This is a genomic window from Idiomarina loihiensis L2TR (genome assembly GCF_000008465.1).
GTDB lineage: Bacteria > Pseudomonadota > Gammaproteobacteria > Enterobacterales > Alteromonadaceae > Idiomarina > Idiomarina loihiensis.
This window is the reverse complement of sequence record NC_006512.1, coordinates 2,353,947-2,370,115: the sequence shown is the minus strand read 5'-3', so window position 1 is coordinate 2,370,115 and position 16,169 is coordinate 2,353,947. Positions and strand designations below refer to the sequence as shown.

Here is a 16,169-nt window from a genome sequence, read left to right as displayed (position 1 = left end):
CGGACTTTTAGACGTCCAGAAGTAGAAAAAAACAGAGTGATCGGTTACATTATGCAACCAGTATTAAACGATTTCATTAAAATTAAGGAATAGTGGGCATATGTCACGTCACCTGTTTACCTCAGAGTCAGTGTCCGAAGGGCATCCGGACAAAATTGCCGACCAGATATCCGATGCAGTTTTAGACGCAATTTTAGCAAAAGATCCTAAAGCCCGTGTTGCTTGTGAAACCTACGTGAAAACCGGCATGGTACTGGTTGGTGGTGAAATTTCGACAAAGGCCTGGGTTGATGTTGAAGACTTGGCGCGTCAAACCGTAAAAGATATTGGTTACCGACACTCTGATATGGGTTTTGATGGTGCTTCGTGTGCTGTCTTAAATGCCATTGGTAAGCAAAGTGGTGATATCAATCAGGGCGTTGACCGTGCTAACCCGGAAGAGCAGGGGGCCGGTGATCAGGGCTTAATGTTTGGTTATGCCTCAAACGAAACCTCAGTTTTAATGCCTGCTCCTATTACTTACGCGCACCGGGTTATGCAGCGCCAGTCGGAAGTACGCAATAACGGCACACTGGACTGGTTGCGTCCGGACGCAAAAAGTCAGCTGACCTTCGTTTATGAAAACGGTAAGCCTGTTGCCATTGATACGGTCGTGCTCTCTACTCAGCACCGAGAAGACATTACTCAGGAAACGTTGCGCGAAGCGGTGATGGAAGAAATTATCAAGCCTGTATTGCCGGAACAGTGGGTTTCAAAAGACACGCAGTTTCACATTAACCCAACCGGTCGCTTTGTGGTTGGCGGCCCTATGGGTGACTGCGGGCTGACCGGACGTAAGATTATTGTCGATACCTATGGCGGTATGGCGCGTCATGGCGGTGGTGCCTTCTCGGGTAAAGACCCGTCAAAAGTTGACCGCAGTGCCGCTTATGCAGCGCGTTATGTTGCTAAGAACCTGGTCGCTGCTGGTCTGGCTGAACGTTGCGAGCTGCAAATTTCTTACGCCATTGGTGTGGCAGAGCCAACTTCAATTAGCATCGATACCTTCGGTACGTCTAAGCACTCAGAAGAGCAATTAATTGCGCTGGTGCGTCGTCATTTTGACTTGCGCCCATACGGATTAATCAAAATGCTTGACCTGGAACGCCCAATCTATAAACAGACAGCGGCATACGGGCATTTTGGCCGGGATAACCTGCCGTGGGAACAAACTGACAAAGCTGCCGATTTACAGGCTGATATTTAAACAAAATATTGCCTATAAATTTGCTTGTACCCCCTGAAATGTGGAGAATACGCGCATCGCAAGTTGCTCTTCATCTTCCAGGGGGTTTTTCATGTCAGAACGTCAATATCTCGCCAATGCCATCCGTGCGCTTAGTATGGATGCGGTTCAGAAAGCCAAATCAGGCCACCCCGGAGCACCCATGGGTATGGCGGATATCGCAGAAGTTCTCTGGCGTGATTATTTAAAACATAACCCTCATAACCCAGGCTGGGCCGATCGCGACCGTTTTGTGTTATCGAACGGACACGGGTCAATGCTAATTTACTCCTTATTGCACCTGTCTGGTTATGATCTGAGCATTGAAGACATTAAACAATTCCGTCAGTTAGACTCAAAAACCCCGGGTCACCCTGAATACGGCTATACCCCTGGTATTGAAACCACTACCGGGCCGCTGGGCCAGGGACTTGCAAATGCCGTGGGTATGGCGCTGGCCGAGAAAGTACTGGCTGCGCAATTTAACCGCGACAACCATGAAATTGTTGATCACCACACCTACACTTTCCTGGGCGACGGCTGTTTGATGGAAGGCATTTCGCACGAAGTTTGCTCTCTGGCCGGCACTTTAGGCTTAGGTAAGCTCATTGCCTTTTACGATGACAACGGCATTTCCATTGACGGCGAAGTAGAAGGTTGGTTTACCGACGATACCGCAAAACGTTTTGAGTCTTACGGCTGGCACGTAATTAATAAAGTTGATGGACACGATTCAGCTGCCATAACCCGTGCGATTGATGAAGCCCGTGCGAATGACGACAAACCGACTCTTATTATCTGCAAAACGGTAATTGGCTATGGCGCACCGAACAAACAAGGTTCTGAAAGCTGCCATGGAGCCCCGCTGGGTGACGACGAAATTGTTGCTGCGCGTAAGCAATTGAACTGGCCGCACCAAGCCTTTGAAGTACCGGCCGATGTTTACCAAAAATGGTCTGCGGTGGATAAAGGCGCAGCAGTTGAGTCCTCCTGGAATAAGCGCTGGGTTGCGTATGAGCAGGAATATCCGCAGCTGGCAAAAGAACTGAAGCGTCGCTTAAACGGCGAACTGCCTGAAGGATTTGAGAATACGGTGCACAATTACGCGAAGCAGTTACAGAGCAGCCCTGAAGCGGTAGCGACTCGTAAAGCCTCACTGAACGTACTGAATGAATTCGGTCCTAAACTACCGGAACTGCTAGGCGGCTCCGCCGACTTAGCTGGCTCAAACTTAACCTTATGGAACGACGCAAAAGGTATTACTGCCGATGACGCCAGTGGTAACTATGTGTTCTACGGAGTCCGCGAGTTTGGCATGTCTGCCATAATGAATGGCGTTACTTTGCACGGCGGCTTTAAAGCCTATGGCGCTACCTTCCTGATGTTTATGGAATACGCGCGCAACGCCGTGCGTATGTCTGCGCTTATGAAGCAGCCCAGTATTTTTGTTTACACTCACGACTCTATAGGCTTGGGTGAAGACGGGCCGACGCACCAGCCGGTCGAGCAACTGGCTAACTTACGTCAAACCCCGAATTTACAGTGCTGGCGTCCGTGCGACCAGGTTGAAACAGCCGTAGCCTGGGGAGCCGCAGTACAAAGCAGTAAAACCCCTTCGGCGTTAGTGTTCAGCCGTCAGGGCATGCAGCAGCAAGAGCGCAATGACGACCAGTTAACGAACATTGCCCGTGGTGGTTATGTGCTGAAAGACAGTGACGGCGAGCCGGACGTTATTTTAATTGCGACAGGTTCTGAAGTTGACTTAGCCGTTAACGCCTTTGAGCAACTGACTGAAGAGGGGCACAAGGTGCGCGTTGTTTCTATGCCGTCGACCAATGTGTTTGATATTCAGGATGCTGAATACAAAGAGTCGGTGTTGCCATCCAGCGTGACTCGCCGCGTTGCCGTTGAAGCCGGTATTGCCGACTTCTGGTACAAATACGTTGGGCTTAATGGTGAAGTCGTTGGCATGACAACCTTTGGTGAATCTGCTCCGGCCGGCGACTTATACAAACACTTTGGCATTACTACAGAAAACACCGTGGCTGCCGCTAAACGTTTGTTGGGAGCTTAAATGAGCGAACCGGCTCGTATTGCGATTAATGGTTTCGGCCGCATTGGCCGGAGCTTTTTGCGTGCGCTATACGAAAACGGCTATCGCGACAGCGTACAGGTAGTGCTTATTAACGAACCTGCGGCGTCGGAAGCGATAGCGCATTTGCTTAAATACGACTCAAGCCACGGTCGTTTTGGAGAAAAGGTAACACAGTCGGGCGATGCGCTGACGGTTGCCGGAGACAATATTGCTTTAACTCATCAGACCGAGATTGAAGCCATTGACTGGCGCGCTCATGAGGTCGATTTTGTTGTTGATTGTACCGGTGTATTTGGCAGTCAGGCCGACGGTCAGCTTTATCTGCAGCAAGGCGTAAAACGAGTGTTGTTTTCTCATCCCGGCAAGCCGGACGTCGATTTCACCGCAATTTATGGCGTGAATGAAAAAGAACTCACCGTTGACCATAAAGTGGTGTCGAATGGCTCCTGCACAACAAACTGCATTGTGCCGGTCATTAAAGTACTGGACGATGCTTTCGGAATAGACTCCGGTGCTATTACAACCATTCACTCGGCTATGCACGACCAGCAGGTTATTGATGCATACCATCCTGACTTGAGACGGACTCGTGCCGCCGGACGTTCTATTATTCCGGTGGATACCCGTTTGGCGCGCGGTATTGAACGAATACTGCCGCACTTAGAAGGGCGGTTCGAGGCCATAGCCGTACGCGTGCCTACGACCAATGTTACAGCTATGGATTTAAGCGTTACGTTAAACAGCGACGCCACTATTGAGCAAATTAATCAGGTTTTACGTGAGCAGAGCGAGCGGCAGCTGGCGGGTATACTGGATTACACCGAAGAGCCTTTAGTCTCAATAGATTTTAACCATGACCCACATTCATCCATTGTTGATGGCACGCAAACCCGTGTTAGTCACAAGCGGCTGGTTAAGCTGCTGTGCTGGTGCGACAACGAATGGGGTTTTGCGAATCGCTTGCTGGACACAGCAAAAACGATGGCTGAACAAACAGAACATTAAGCTTAGAGAGGATATCGCATGTCTGTCATTGCTATGACTGATTTGGATTTAAGTAACAAGCGAGTACTTATTCGGGAAGATTTAAACGTTCCGGTTAAAAACGGAAAAGTCACTTCCGACGCGCGTTTAAAAGCCGCACTGCCCAGCATTCAGCAAGCGTTGAAAGCTGGCGCTAAAGTCATGGTAATGTCTCATCTGGGTCGTCCAACTGAAGGCGAGTACGACGAAGAGTTTTCGCTGCAACCCGTTGTTGATTACTTACAAGAAGTGCTGGATTGCCCGGTACGCTTATGTAAAGACTACCTCGACGGTATTGAACTAAAGGCCGGAGAACTGGTAGTTTTTGAGAATGTCCGCTTTAATGTTGGCGAAAAGAAGAATAATGACGAGCTTGCTAAAAAATTAGCCAGCTTATGTGATGTCTATGTAATGGACGCGTTTGGTACCGCACATCGTGCTCAGGCATCCACTCATGGTGTGGCTAAATACGCCCCCGTTGCCTGCGCAGGGCCTTTGCTGGCCGGCGAATTAGAAGCTTTAGGCAAAGCACTGGAAAATCCGAAGCGCCCGTTAGTGGCTATTGTCGGTGGTTCTAAAGTATCGACAAAACTGACGGTATTAGAGTCCTTGTCCGGTGTTGTTGACCAGTTAATTGTGGGCGGCGGTATTGCGAACACTTTTGTTGCGGCGGCAGGCCATAATGTGGGTAAGTCGCTTTACGAAGCGGACTTAACCGACGAAGCTAACCGTTTAATGGCGCAGGCAAAAGCTAAAGGCGGCGACATTCCATTACCTGTCGATGTAGTAACAGGTAAAGAGTTCAGCGCAGAAGCCAAGGCAGAAACTAAAGCCGTTAATGCTGTTGCTGACGACGATATGATTTTTGATATTGGCCCTGACACCGCAGAGCAATTAGCGGCTATGCTGAAAAACGCAGGAACCATTGTCTGGAACGGGCCGGTAGGTGTTTTTGAATTTGAGCAATTTGGGCATGGTACAAAAACCATAGCCGAAGCGATTGCGCAAAGCGATGCGTTTTCAATTGCCGGAGGTGGCGACACTTTAGCAGCAATTGATCAATACGCTATCGCTGATAAGATTAGTTATATCTCGACAGGTGGTGGGGCATTCCTTGAATTCCTCGAAGGTAAAACATTACCAGCCGTTGCTATTTTACAAGAACGGGCTAACGACGCCTGAACACAAGTTTTTTAATTAAGGAGTATTTTTATGGCCCTGGTGTCATTACGACAGTTACTAGACCATGCCGCAGAACACGATTACGGCGTACCGGCGTTTAACGTCAACAACTTAGAGCAAATGCGCGCAATTATGCAAGCCGCCGATGCCACTGACAGCCCGGTTATCGTGCAGGCCTCAGCTGGTGCTCGTAAGTACGCCGGTGCACCATTCCTGCGCCACTTAATTCAGGCTGCGGTTGAAGAATGGCCCCATATTCCGGTGGTTGTTCACCAGGATCACGGTACTTCTCCGGCGGTATGTCAGCGTTCTATCCAACTGGGCTTTAGCTCGGTAATGATGGATGGCTCATTGCTGGACGATGGCAAAACGCCTGCAGAGTACGATTACAATGTAAAAGTAACCAGACAAACCGTAGGAATGGCACACGCTTGTGGTGTTTCTGTTGAAGGTGAGCTGGGTTGTCTGGGCTCACTGGAAACCGGTGAAGCTGGTGAAGAAGACGGTGTTGGTGCTGAAGGTAAGTTGTCACACGAACAACTGCTGACCGACCCTGAAGAAGCGGCGGAATTTGTTAAAGCCACCAACGTTGACGCGCTGGCAATTGCCTGCGGTACGTCACACGGTGCTTACAAGTTTACTCGTCCACCAACAGGCGATATTTTAGCCATTGACCGCATTAAAGAGATTCATCGTCGCATTCCGGGTACACACTTAGTTATGCATGGCTCATCATCTGTACCGCAGGAATGGCTGAAAATTATTAACGAATTTGGCGGCGAAATTCCGGAAACTTATGGTGTGCCAGTTGAGCAAATTCAGGAAGGTATTAAACACGGCGTGCGCAAAGTGAACATTGATACCGATTTACGCCTGGCTTCAACCGGTGCTATTCGTCGTCATTTGGCGGAGAACCCGTCAAACTTTGATCCGCGCAAATTCTTTACCGCGGCAACCAAAGCGATGGAAGATATTTGTCGCGCGCGCTACGAAGCCTTTGGCTGCGCGGGTATGGCGAGTAAAATAAAGCCAATTAATTTAGAAACAATGTTCCAACGTTACGAAAACGGCGAATTAGACGCCATAGTTAAGTAATTAAGAACTTTATAAAAGATACAGATACGAGGTTAGTGTGCGACTTTCTTTATTATTCGCTAGTTTGTTTTTACCGGTCGCAGCAAGTGCGCAAACGTTTATGTTTGACGATGCTGACGACATTGATACTGAAACCGTAGAAGAGTGGGAAGCCAGTGCCGAATTCGGCCTGCTTTACACCTCAGGTAACACTGAAACAGAAAGTCTTAAAGGCAAGTTTACCGCATCGCGGGACGTGCAGAACTGGCGCCATAAAGGCGTATTCGATTATTACACCTCTGAGCAGAAAGATCAGGATACAGGTGAAATGAACGAAACTGCAGACCGGATATTTATTTCGGCGCAGAGCAACTATAAGTTTGATCCTGACAGTCGCGATTCATTGTTTGTCTTCGGTTCATACGAAGAAGATGAATTCAGTGGCTTTGCTTATCAAGCTACTGTCGCAACGGGTTATGGTGCTCGTTATCGTTACGACGAAGACATTTACGCTGATTACGAAATTGGTCCGGGTTATTCACGCACCAAACCTGTGCAGGTTGAAGGTGAACCACCGGTTGAATCCGATGGCTCAATGATTCTGCGTTTAGCCGGTAGCTTAAACTGGAAAATCAGTGAAAACTCGCGTTTCAGTGCTTTACTGTCGTCTGAAGTTGGTGAAGACAACACGAAGAGCAAAGCCGAACTGTCAGTGTCAGCGAACATTAACAGCGCGTTGGCTATGAAAGTGTCTCTGGGTGCGAATCACAACTCTCATGTTGCTGATGAGAGTATTGAGAAGCTCGATACAGAAACGGCCGTTACACTGGTTTATTCTTTCTAAGAAAACAGCGTTCTATACCTCGAGAAACCTCAGAGCCGCGGCAATTGTCGCGGCTTTTTTCATTAAGCTGTCATAAAAACGTCTTAAGCTGTCCGGGTGATACCAACTGGGCTTATTTATGCGCGTTTCAACCTTTAGTCGTGTTTCGTCGTTTTCTTTGCTGGGCTTATCGTTAGTGTTTTTGTCAGTGCTTATTTGGGCTAATAGTCAATTACAGCACTTTGAACAACAGCAGAATATTTATTCATCGATAAAAGAGAAACTCATGGTTGAAGTGGTAACCGAGCTCAGTGGTTATCTGCAATCGGGGAATGCGCTTTTATTGAATCAAGCCGAGGCCTCGGTCAATGAAGTGAACGCTCAGCTCGATACGCTGAACTTAACCTCCACTTCGGTTATGCAGGAACAGCTGGATAATATCCGTAGCAGAATTTCTGATGACTATCGCGCCATAGGTAAACTCTCCGGCCAGGAGGCTGCTTTGCTGGTTAATGCCGAGCGGTCTTTATTTAACGAATTATCTCGTTTGTTTGACTACGTGCAAAAAGGCAGCAGCAATAACCCTGCAGCTGCCGAAAGTTACCAAAGTATCGGTAGCGACTTAGTATTATTAATTGCCGACCTGGTACATACGCGGGAACGTTTATCTAATGGTGAGGCCGAGGAGCAGGCACTGGAGCAAGTGCTTACCGCTATGCAAAAAGAAATTGCCCGGCTGCAGCAATTACCCAAGCTAGGTGTAAAAGAAGAGCTGCCCGACCAGTCAATGATGCTGGTACCGCGAGAAGCCAAAGAGCTGGGGCCGAAAATCATTTCAGAAATGAACAGCTTAATTCAGCGGTACCCAAAAGAGCTGTCCTCTACATTACAGCTTATTCAGTCGAGACGTGAAGCCTTTGCTTCAATCTCCGATGACATTGCCAACATTCAGTCGCTGGCGGTAAAGGTAGAGCAGAGTCTCTTGAAAGACCAGCAAGCCAGCCTGATGCAGATGAAGCTGAGTCTTGTAGCCTTGGTGGCTGTGCTATTGGTGTTTGCAATACTGAACTTTGTGTTACTTAAACGCATGGTTCTGACTCCTCTGCGAAGCTTACGCGACGCCATGGAAACTTTACTGGTTAAGCAGGAGCTCAATTATTTACCCAACGCCGATCGCGATACCGAGATGGCAGAGATAGCCCGATTCTTTAACGGCATTCTCGAACAGACTCAGCGTAGCGACGAGGAAAAGTCTCAGCAAATGACGGTGGTCAATGAAGCGTTGAAGCGGGTAATACAAGAGTTGCAGCAGATTGTGCAATCCTCTGCCGATACGCAGTCATCCGCTTCGGTCACTATTCACGGTATTACTGAACTGAGCGAGTTGACCGAAGAATTAAACCAGTGCACCAATACCCTGGAAAAGAATGCGCTCGATACCCAGGACTCAATGAAGCAGAGCCGCCAGCATATTCTGAAATTGAGAGACGCCTCAGAGCAAAATGAAAAAGCCATAGAAACGGCCAAGCGCTCGGCAGAAGAGCTGGACCATTCGGTAAAAGAGGTAAAAGACGCGCTGTCCATTATTTCAGGCATTGCCGATCAAACCAATTTACTGGCGCTGAATGCCGCCATTGAAGCTGCCAGAGCGGGCGAGCAAGGGCGCGGTTTTGCAGTGGTGGCTGACGAAGTCCGGCAGCTGGCGCAGAAAACACAGTCCTCTCTTGGTGGTATTAACGACTCTCTGAACCAACTGACGGACGCATCGCTTTCCATTGAAAAAGGCTACCAGGACATTGCCGAGGCAAGTCATTCGCAACAGCAATTCGTTGAACGCTTGGTAGAAACTGCAAATGAGGTTTCTGCTCAGGCGCAGGCTTCAACCGAGGAAGCTAAAACTTCATTTCGGTTGGCGGAACAGCAAACAGACAAAGTTAACGGATTCTCAGTGCAGTTACAGCAATTAGTAAACGAAATGGACAACGCACACCAGTTGTTAAGACAAGTGGAAGCTGAAGTGGATACTCAGCGAACTCAAATAGAACGGGCGTTCAGCGAGTGATGAATTAATCAAATCTTACGGTTCCCTTTACCTTTAGATTTCGCTAACATTCGCCGCAGCTAACATCGGCTGAAAAAAATCGGATAATGTTATGTCAGTGAACTCATTTCTTGGGGTATTTGCAAAGTCCCCTATTAAACCGATGATTGAGCACATGGACGAAGTGCACCGCTGCGCCTATGCGCTTAAAGATTTCTTTAAAGCGGTTTATTCGAAGGATTGGAAGAGCGCAGAAGTGGCTCGTGCAACCATCGTAAAACACGAATCAACCGCGGATGATATGAAGCGTAAAATCCGTCTGAACCTTCCCAGTGGCTTATTTATGCCTGTAGAGCGAGCGGACTTGCTTGAGCTGGTTTCTCAGCAGGACAAAATTGCCAATAAAGCCAAAGACATCTCCGGTCTGGTTACGGGGCGTGAGTTGATTATCCCGGAACCACTGATTAAAGATTTTGATGCTTACTTAAACCGTTGTCTGGATGCGACCGATAAAGCCCGCGAAACCATCGGCGAGTTTGATGACTTGCTGGAAACTGGTTTTAAAGGACGCGAACGAGACCTTGTCGATAACTTCATTATAGAACTTGATGCCATTGAAGCCGACACCGATCAACTTCAAATTAAACTGCGTCAGGATCTACGTAAAATCGAGCTCGATATGAACCCTGTAGATGCGATGTTCTTATACCGTATTCTTGACTGGGTTGGCGACTTAGCTGACCTGGCTGAACGAGTCGGTGCACGTTTCGAACTAATGCTAGCGCGCGTCTAAGCGGAGTCTGATTTATGGATATTATTTCTAGCTATAGCGTCCTGCTTATCGGGATGGCCGCGGTTTTCGGTTTCTTTATGGCCTGGGGTATCGGGGCCAATGACGTTGCCAATGCTATGGGAACGTCGGTTGGTTCTAAAGCACTGACAATAAAACAGGCAATTCTTATTGCCATGATTTTTGAGTTTGCAGGTGCTTACCTGGCTGGTGGTGAAGTTACCTCAACCATTCGAAAAGGCATTATCGATTCCGCTTACTTCGTCGATCAGCCTGAATTGCTTGTGTTCGGCATGATTTCGGCGTTACTAGCTGCCGGGTTCTGGCTCTTAATTGCCTCTTATCTGGGCTGGCCGGTATCAACCACTCACTCCATTATTGGCGCTATTGTTGGTTTCTCCGCCGTTGGCGTTAGCATGGAGTCGGTTCAGTGGATGAAAGTTGGAGGTGTCGTTGGAAGCTGGGTCGTCACTCCGGCTATATCCGGGTTCATCGCCTACCTCATATTTATGAGCGCACAAAAGCTCATTTTTGACCGCTCTAATCCGTTAGCAATGGCTAAGCGTTATGTTCCTTATTATATGGGGTTAGCGGGTTTTGTGTTGTCGCTGGTCACCATCAAAAAAGGTCTTAAGCACGTAGGGTTAAACCTTGGCAGCATTGAAGGTTACCTGTGGGCATTAGGTATTGCGGTACTGGTCTTTGTTATAGGTAAGATGGCAATTGGACGTCTTAAGTTTAACCCTTCAGACGACAAAGACATGCACTACACCAACGTGGAGAAAGTCTTCGCGATATTAATGGTAGTAACCGCCTGTGCTATGGCCTTTGCTCATGGTTCAAACGACGTTGCTAACGCTATCGGGCCACTGGCCGCTGTAGTGAGCGTGGTTACCAGCGGTGGTGATATTGGTAGTAAAGCGACATTAGCCTGGTGGGTATTACCTTTAGGCGCTGTTGGTATTGTGGCTGGTCTTGCCATGCTGGGTAAACGTGTTATTGCCACCATTGGTAATGGTATTACGCACTTAACCCCCAGTCGTGGTTTTGCGGCGGAACTTGCTGCTGCGTCAACCGTGGTTCTTGCCTCAGGTACCGGGTTGCCAATATCAACCACGCAAACTCTGGTAGGTGCTGTTTTAGGTGTCGGCATGGCGCGCGGTATTGCCGCTCTGAATCTTGGTGTTGTTCGCAACATCGTTATTTCGTGGGTCGTTACCTTGCCGGCGGGTGCCATTATGTCGATTATTTTCTTCTACATTTTAAAAGCAATTTTCGGCGTAGCATAAACTTGCGATAAACGGGCAGCCTGCAACAGTGACAGGCTGCCTACTTTCCAGTAAAATCCGCGCTTCACTACATCTCGCAATTACAGCACGGATATGTCAGATACCAATCATTCTACTTTAAAAGTCAGTGACTTTTCATTTGAGCTACCCGATGAGCTTATTGCCCGCTATCCGCAGGAGCAACGTAGTGCCAGTAGGTTGCTCTCGGTAAAAGCCAATGAAAACAGCATTGAGCATAAACACTTTAAAAATATTGTGGATGAGATAAACGCCGGTGACTTGTTGGTGTTTAATGACACCCGGGTTATTCCTGCGCGTTTGCTGGGCGAAAAAGTGTCCGGTGGTAAAGTCGAGGTTCTGGTCGAGCGCCTACTGGATGACCATAGGGTGCTTGCGCATGTCCGTGCTAACCGCGCTCCCAAAGCGGGTGCTGAATTGCTGTTGGAAGGTCACGTAAAGATAACGATGCTGGCGCGCCACGACGCACTCTTTGAACTGAAGTTTGAACACGATGAAACCGTGCTGGAACTGCTTGAGCAATACGGGCATATGCCTTTGCCGCCGTACATTGACCGTCCGGATGAAAGCTCTGATAAAGAGCGTTACCAAACCGTTTATAACCGCGAGCCGGGTGCCGTTGCTGCCCCTACTGCCGGTCTGCATTTTGACGACGAAATACTGCAACAGCTGCGCGATAAAGGCGTGAACTCTGCCTATGTTACCCTGCACGTAGGCGCCGGAACCTTCCAGCCGGTGCGAGTGGAAGACATTAACGACCATGTTATGCACAGCGAATACGCGAAAGTCAGTGCTGAAACCTGCAATGCCATTAAGCAGACCAAAGCCTCGGGTGGCCGGGTTATTGCTGTAGGCACAACCTCGGTTCGTTCGCTGGAATCGGCCGCTCAGGCATCAACTAATGAAAGCATTGAACCGTTTTTTGATGACACCAATATTTTTATTTATCCGGGTTATGAATTTAAAGTGGTCGATAGCATGATAACCAACTTTCACCTGCCCGAGTCCACGCTCATTATGCTGGTTTCGGCATTTGTTGGTCGTGATTTAATTATGAAGGCTTATAATGAAGCCATTAAAGAGCGCTATCGCTTTTTTAGCTACGGCGACGCCATGCTGTTACAGCGCTAAACTTAATACACTGAAGTGAATACTTATGACAATGAAATTTGAATTAGACAAAACCAGTGGTCGCGCGCGTCGTGGGCGCATGGTATTTGAACGTGGAACCGTAGAAACGCCAGCGTTTATGCCGGTAGGTACTCTGGGTACCGTAAAAGGTATGACACCAGAAGAGGTAAAAGACACCGGCGCACAAATCTGCCTGGGTAATACCTTTCACTTAATGCTGCGTCCGGGTACGCAAATTATCCAGCAGCATGGCGACTTGCACGACTTTATGAACTGGGACAAGCCTATTCTGACCGACTCCGGCGGTTTTCAGGTGTTCAGTCTGGGTGAGCTTCGTAAAATTACCGAAGAGGGCGTGACTTTCCGTTCGCCCATTAACGGTGAGAAAATACTGCTGACCCCGGAAAAGTCTATGCAGGTTCAACGCGAGCTGGGTTCAGATATTGTCATGATATTTGATGAATGCACGCCGTTTCCTGCCACGCAGGCAGAAGCGCGCAGTTCAATGGAGCTTTCGCTGCGCTGGGCCGAACGCTCTAAACAAGAGCACGGTGAGAGCAAAGCGGCGTTATTCGGTATTATTCAGGGCGGTATGTACGAAGAGCTGCGCGATATTTCTCTGAAAGGTCTGACCGATATCGGGTTCGACGGTTACGCTATTGGTGGTTTGTCGGTAGGTGAGCCGAAAGAAGATATGATGCGCATTTTAGAGCACACTGCGCCGCAAATGCCCGAGCAAAAACCTCGCTATTTAATGGGTGTGGGCAAGCCGGAAGACTTAGTTGAAGCCGTACGTCGCGGCATTGATATGTTCGACTGCGTTATGCCAACGCGTAACGCGCGTAACGGTCACTTATTTATTAGCACTGGCGTAGTAAAAATCCGTAATGCGGTGCACCGTACAGACACCTCTCCGCTGGATGAAAACTGCGACTGCTATACCTGCAAAAATTATTCGCGGGCGTATTTGCACCATTTGGATCGTACCAATGAGATGTTGGGGTCACGCCTGAATACCATTCATAACCTGCGCTTTTATCAAAAAGTAATGAGTGATATGCGCGACGCACTGGATGCCGGTACTTTTGATGACTATGTAAAAGAGTTTTACCGCTTAAGAGATCAATCCGTCCCGGCACTGGACTGAGACTTATCGATTTCAGTACGTAATTGCTGGTAGCGATCGACATCAGGCTGGTGCTTGATCGCTGCTTCTACTGAACTCAGCGCAGATGCTTTCCATCGTTCAACTAAATGTGGTTGTTCGCTATTAAGTTCAGCGAGACCTAAATACATTTCTGCCCGCAAATAATGGGCAGCCGCTTTTTCTTCATAGATATCCGGGTTACCCAGTTCATTAATGGCATTAAGCAGCATAGTCGTGCGTTGTGAGCGGGTAAAAATATTGTCTGAACTTAGCACAAAATGAGCGCGTTCAGAGTGGTACTTCAGCAGCTCAGGACTGCTTGCTACAGCGTCGTCGAAGTGGGTAAGCGCTAACTCAGCCTGCTCCGCTGCCTGTTGAAGCTGGCCGCCGTTGGCAAGATGTCGTGAATAATGAGCAAAAACAAGCGCATGTGCGTATTGGTTCTGTTCAACCGAGTAACCGTCCAGCAAATGTCGGTTTGTCTGCTCCCGCAAAAAAATGAACAAGACAAAAATAATAACCAAAATGGCAGCACCACCAGCCCCCAGCCAGAAGAAACGTTTTCTTAACTGATAGTTACGGAGCCAGCCATCAAGCTCCTGCTGAAGCTCACGGCAATGCTGAAAACCTTCATTTGGCTCAGCCGAGAGCGCTTTCTTTACTATGCGACTGAGTTCGGCAGGAAGCCGGTTGCGGTGCGTTATTGGGTGCTGAAAAAAATGCTCCGGCTTCATGTTAGTCAGTAACGACAAAAGTAACGCGCCCAGTTGGTATATATCGCGCTTAATGGTTGTGGGTGAACTCGGTGCCGCAATGCTCAAATCAACCAGAACCGCGGAATTATTGCTCTCGCCTTCAGCATTGTCTGCTGAGCGGATCATAATGTTCTGGGCGGTAATATCGTTGTGAGCGTAACCAGCCTCGTGCATACGACAAACCCCGTCAGTAAGAGATTTAACCACTTTGGCGGCGTCATAAACAGACAGGCAGCTGCGTTGCTTGCTTAAAGGTTTGCCTTCAATGTACTCAAGCACCATAAACAGTGAAGAGGAAGAAACTTCCGGTTCGCCAACATCAAACACGCGGCAAAGAGCAGGGTGGTCAACACTGGATAACAAACGCGCTTCATTTACCAGCCTGTGGCGGCTGACAATAGAGGGCGAGCGGGCAAACTTAATCGCAACCGTGCGTTTTAAACGCTGGTCGTAGGCTTTATAGACCAGGCCACTACCACCTTGTCCCAGCAATTTTATTGACTGGTAACGCGCTGGTATTGGATAGGGAAAATTGTTGTCCGGATGCACTTCAGCCAAACTCGTATCCTTACTACTTAAGCTCAAATCCAGTCTAACGATGACAAACACCAAACAACAGGTTTTGAGGAAGAGCTTACAGTGTATGCATTAAATGACGTCAATTGACATCAAACAAAAATAATTAGTCTGTGGCTTAAAAAACCTTAGATATAAGCTATGATGAGTTTCATAAAAATAATAAAGCAGGGGTTAACACTGATGCGGGAGAACAGCGATGTTTTGGCAAACAGTGGATTCAGGCAGTCCGTCGAAGTCCAGATTAAAGATAAGCAGAGCTATAAACGCTTAAATATGACGCTAGTGGGTCAACAGCATCCTGATTATCTTATTCTGGAACTTTCCAGACAGTATTGCTGGCAAGATATCTTGCCAATGCTGGCTACAGAAAAGAATGTTGCAATAAAAACGGTCTCTCCGAAAGGCGAGCAGGTAACCGGCGTGGTCGACATTCTCCACATTACCCAATACCCACAAAAACTTTTGTTTGTCAGTTACCCCAGAAATGCCAGTGTGGAAATTCTGCGGTCGTCACCAAGGGTTGGCGTAAATTGCGATGCAAGACTCCAGCTGCAGCTAAAAGATAAACTCGGTGAGCCTCTTACCGGTAAAATTGTGGATATTTCCAATAAAGGTATCGCATTTAATTACTTTGGCACCTCGCCGGTTAATATCGAGGACAGCAGAGGTTTAGAAGCTGAAGTCAGAGTCAAAACAGACGACGAAACCATTTTGCTTCAGCAACTGATAACCCGAAGTATTCGGTCGGTCGGCCCGCAGTTATGGCAACTCGGTTTGTCGTACAAAGAAAAACCAAATAATTTACAGGATTTAGTCAGTAAGCTTTTCCTTCACTCTACGCCAGTCCGCGAACTGCTTAGCGATAATGACCCTGGATGGGATGCTTCGGATAACACTTTACAAGGCGAATCTGAGTCGGTACAATTCAGCACCAATTGAACCCGTAGTGGTTAATTTT

Annotated in this window: 13 protein-coding genes; 12 read left to right on the top strand and 1 reads right to left on the bottom strand. The window is 48.1% G+C overall.

Annotated elements, in window-relative coordinates; translation table 11 throughout:
* Positions 1–100: 100 nt before the first annotated feature.
* From metK to tgt, 11 genes are all read left to right on the top strand, one after another.
* Positions 101–1,246 carry a methionine adenosyltransferase gene (gene metK / locus IL_RS11365; protein WP_011235442.1) on the top strand — a complete coding sequence of 382 codons (1,146 nt, stop codon included), beginning with the start codon at positions 101–103 and terminating at the stop codon, positions 1,244–1,246.
* A gap of 91 nt (positions 1,247–1,337) precedes the next feature.
* Positions 1,338–3,338 (top strand): transketolase, encoded by a 2,001-nt coding sequence (gene tkt / locus IL_RS11360; protein ID WP_011235441.1) that lies wholly within the window; start codon positions 1,338–1,340, stop codon positions 3,336–3,338.
* Positions 3,339–4,364, top strand: a complete 1,026-nt coding sequence (gene epd / locus IL_RS11355) for an erythrose-4-phosphate dehydrogenase (RefSeq protein ID WP_011235440.1) — start codon at positions 3,339–3,341, stop codon at positions 4,362–4,364.
* Positions 4,365–4,382: 18 nt separating this feature from the next.
* The gene (locus IL_RS11350) at positions 4,383–5,564 is read left to right on the top strand and encodes a phosphoglycerate kinase (protein WP_011235439.1); all 1,182 of its coding nucleotides are present in this window, start codon (positions 4,383–4,385) and stop codon (positions 5,562–5,564) included.
* Positions 5,565–5,594: 30 nt separating this feature from the next.
* A complete protein-coding gene (gene fba / locus IL_RS11345) occupies positions 5,595–6,659 on the top strand; it encodes a class II fructose-bisphosphate aldolase (protein WP_011235438.1) in 1,065 nt (354 codons plus the stop codon).
* A gap of 100 nt (positions 6,660–6,759) precedes the next feature.
* Entirely contained in the window at positions 6,760–7,482 is a 723-nt protein-coding gene (locus tag IL_RS11340; protein ID WP_011235437.1) for a DUF481 domain-containing protein, read from the top strand.
* A gap of 118 nt (positions 7,483–7,600) precedes the next feature.
* Positions 7,601–9,523 (top strand): methyl-accepting chemotaxis protein, encoded by a 1,923-nt coding sequence (locus IL_RS11335; RefSeq protein WP_016341398.1) that lies wholly within the window; start codon positions 7,601–7,603, stop codon positions 9,521–9,523.
* Positions 9,524–9,614: 91 nt separating this feature from the next.
* Complete coding sequence (locus IL_RS11330; RefSeq protein ID WP_011235435.1) at positions 9,615–10,295, top strand: TIGR00153 family protein; 681 nt, start codon at positions 9,615–9,617, stop codon at positions 10,293–10,295.
* A gap of 14 nt (positions 10,296–10,309) precedes the next feature.
* Positions 10,310–11,581: an inorganic phosphate transporter gene (locus IL_RS11325; protein ID WP_011235434.1), complete on the top strand. Its 1,272-nt coding sequence runs from the start codon at positions 10,310–10,312 to the stop codon at positions 11,579–11,581.
* Positions 11,582–11,674: 93 nt separating this feature from the next.
* Positions 11,675–12,730, top strand: coding sequence for a tRNA preQ1(34) S-adenosylmethionine ribosyltransferase-isomerase QueA (gene queA, locus IL_RS11320; protein ID WP_011235433.1), 1,056 nt, complete (start codon positions 11,675–11,677; stop codon positions 12,728–12,730).
* Positions 12,731–12,761: 31 nt separating this feature from the next.
* Positions 12,762–13,877 (top strand): tRNA guanosine(34) transglycosylase Tgt, encoded by a 1,116-nt coding sequence (gene tgt, locus IL_RS11315; RefSeq protein WP_016341397.1) that lies wholly within the window; start codon positions 12,762–12,764, stop codon positions 13,875–13,877.
* On the opposite strand, the gene IL_RS11310 is transcribed toward tgt, so the two are convergent.
* The gene (locus tag IL_RS11310) at positions 13,853–15,181 is read right to left on the bottom strand and encodes a serine/threonine protein kinase (RefSeq protein WP_227016325.1); all 1,329 of its coding nucleotides are present in this window, start codon (positions 15,179–15,181) and stop codon (positions 13,853–13,855) included. The genes tgt and IL_RS11310 overlap by 25 nt on opposite strands.
* A gap of 168 nt (positions 15,182–15,349) precedes the next feature.
* Between IL_RS11310 and IL_RS11305 the strand changes: the two genes are divergently transcribed.
* Positions 15,350–16,150 (top strand): glycosyltransferase, encoded by an 801-nt coding sequence (locus IL_RS11305; RefSeq protein WP_231378595.1) that lies wholly within the window; start codon positions 15,350–15,352, stop codon positions 16,148–16,150.
* Positions 16,151–16,169 lie beyond the last annotated feature (19 nt).

Bases quoted from the DNA above. Each gene is read 5' to 3' on its own strand.
- metK (WP_011235442.1), top strand. From the start codon at position 101: ATGTCACGTCACCTGTTTACCTCAGAGTCAGTGTCCGAAGGGCATCCG.
- IL_RS11330 (WP_011235435.1), top strand. From the start codon at position 9,615: ATGTCAGTGAACTCATTTCTTGGGGTATTTGCAAAGTCCCCTATTAAA.
- IL_RS11340 (WP_011235437.1), top strand. From the start codon at position 6,760: ATGTTTGACGATGCTGACGACATTGATACTGAAACCGTAGAAGAGTGG.
- IL_RS11335 (WP_016341398.1), top strand. From the start codon at position 7,601: ATGCGCGTTTCAACCTTTAGTCGTGTTTCGTCGTTTTCTTTGCTGGGC.
- queA (WP_011235433.1), top strand. From the start codon at position 11,675: ATGTCAGATACCAATCATTCTACTTTAAAAGTCAGTGACTTTTCATTT.
- fba (WP_011235438.1), top strand. From the start codon at position 5,595: ATGGCCCTGGTGTCATTACGACAGTTACTAGACCATGCCGCAGAACAC.
- IL_RS11325 (WP_011235434.1), top strand. From the start codon at position 10,310: ATGGATATTATTTCTAGCTATAGCGTCCTGCTTATCGGGATGGCCGCG.
- epd (WP_011235440.1), top strand. From the start codon at position 3,339: ATGAGCGAACCGGCTCGTATTGCGATTAATGGTTTCGGCCGCATTGGC.
- IL_RS11350 (WP_011235439.1), top strand. From the start codon at position 4,383: ATGTCTGTCATTGCTATGACTGATTTGGATTTAAGTAACAAGCGAGTA.
- tgt (WP_016341397.1), top strand. From the start codon at position 12,762: ATGAAATTTGAATTAGACAAAACCAGTGGTCGCGCGCGTCGTGGGCGC.
- tkt (WP_011235441.1), top strand. From the start codon at position 1,338: ATGTCAGAACGTCAATATCTCGCCAATGCCATCCGTGCGCTTAGTATG.
- IL_RS11305 (WP_231378595.1), top strand. From the start codon at position 15,350: ATGATGAGTTTCATAAAAATAATAAAGCAGGGGTTAACACTGATGCGG.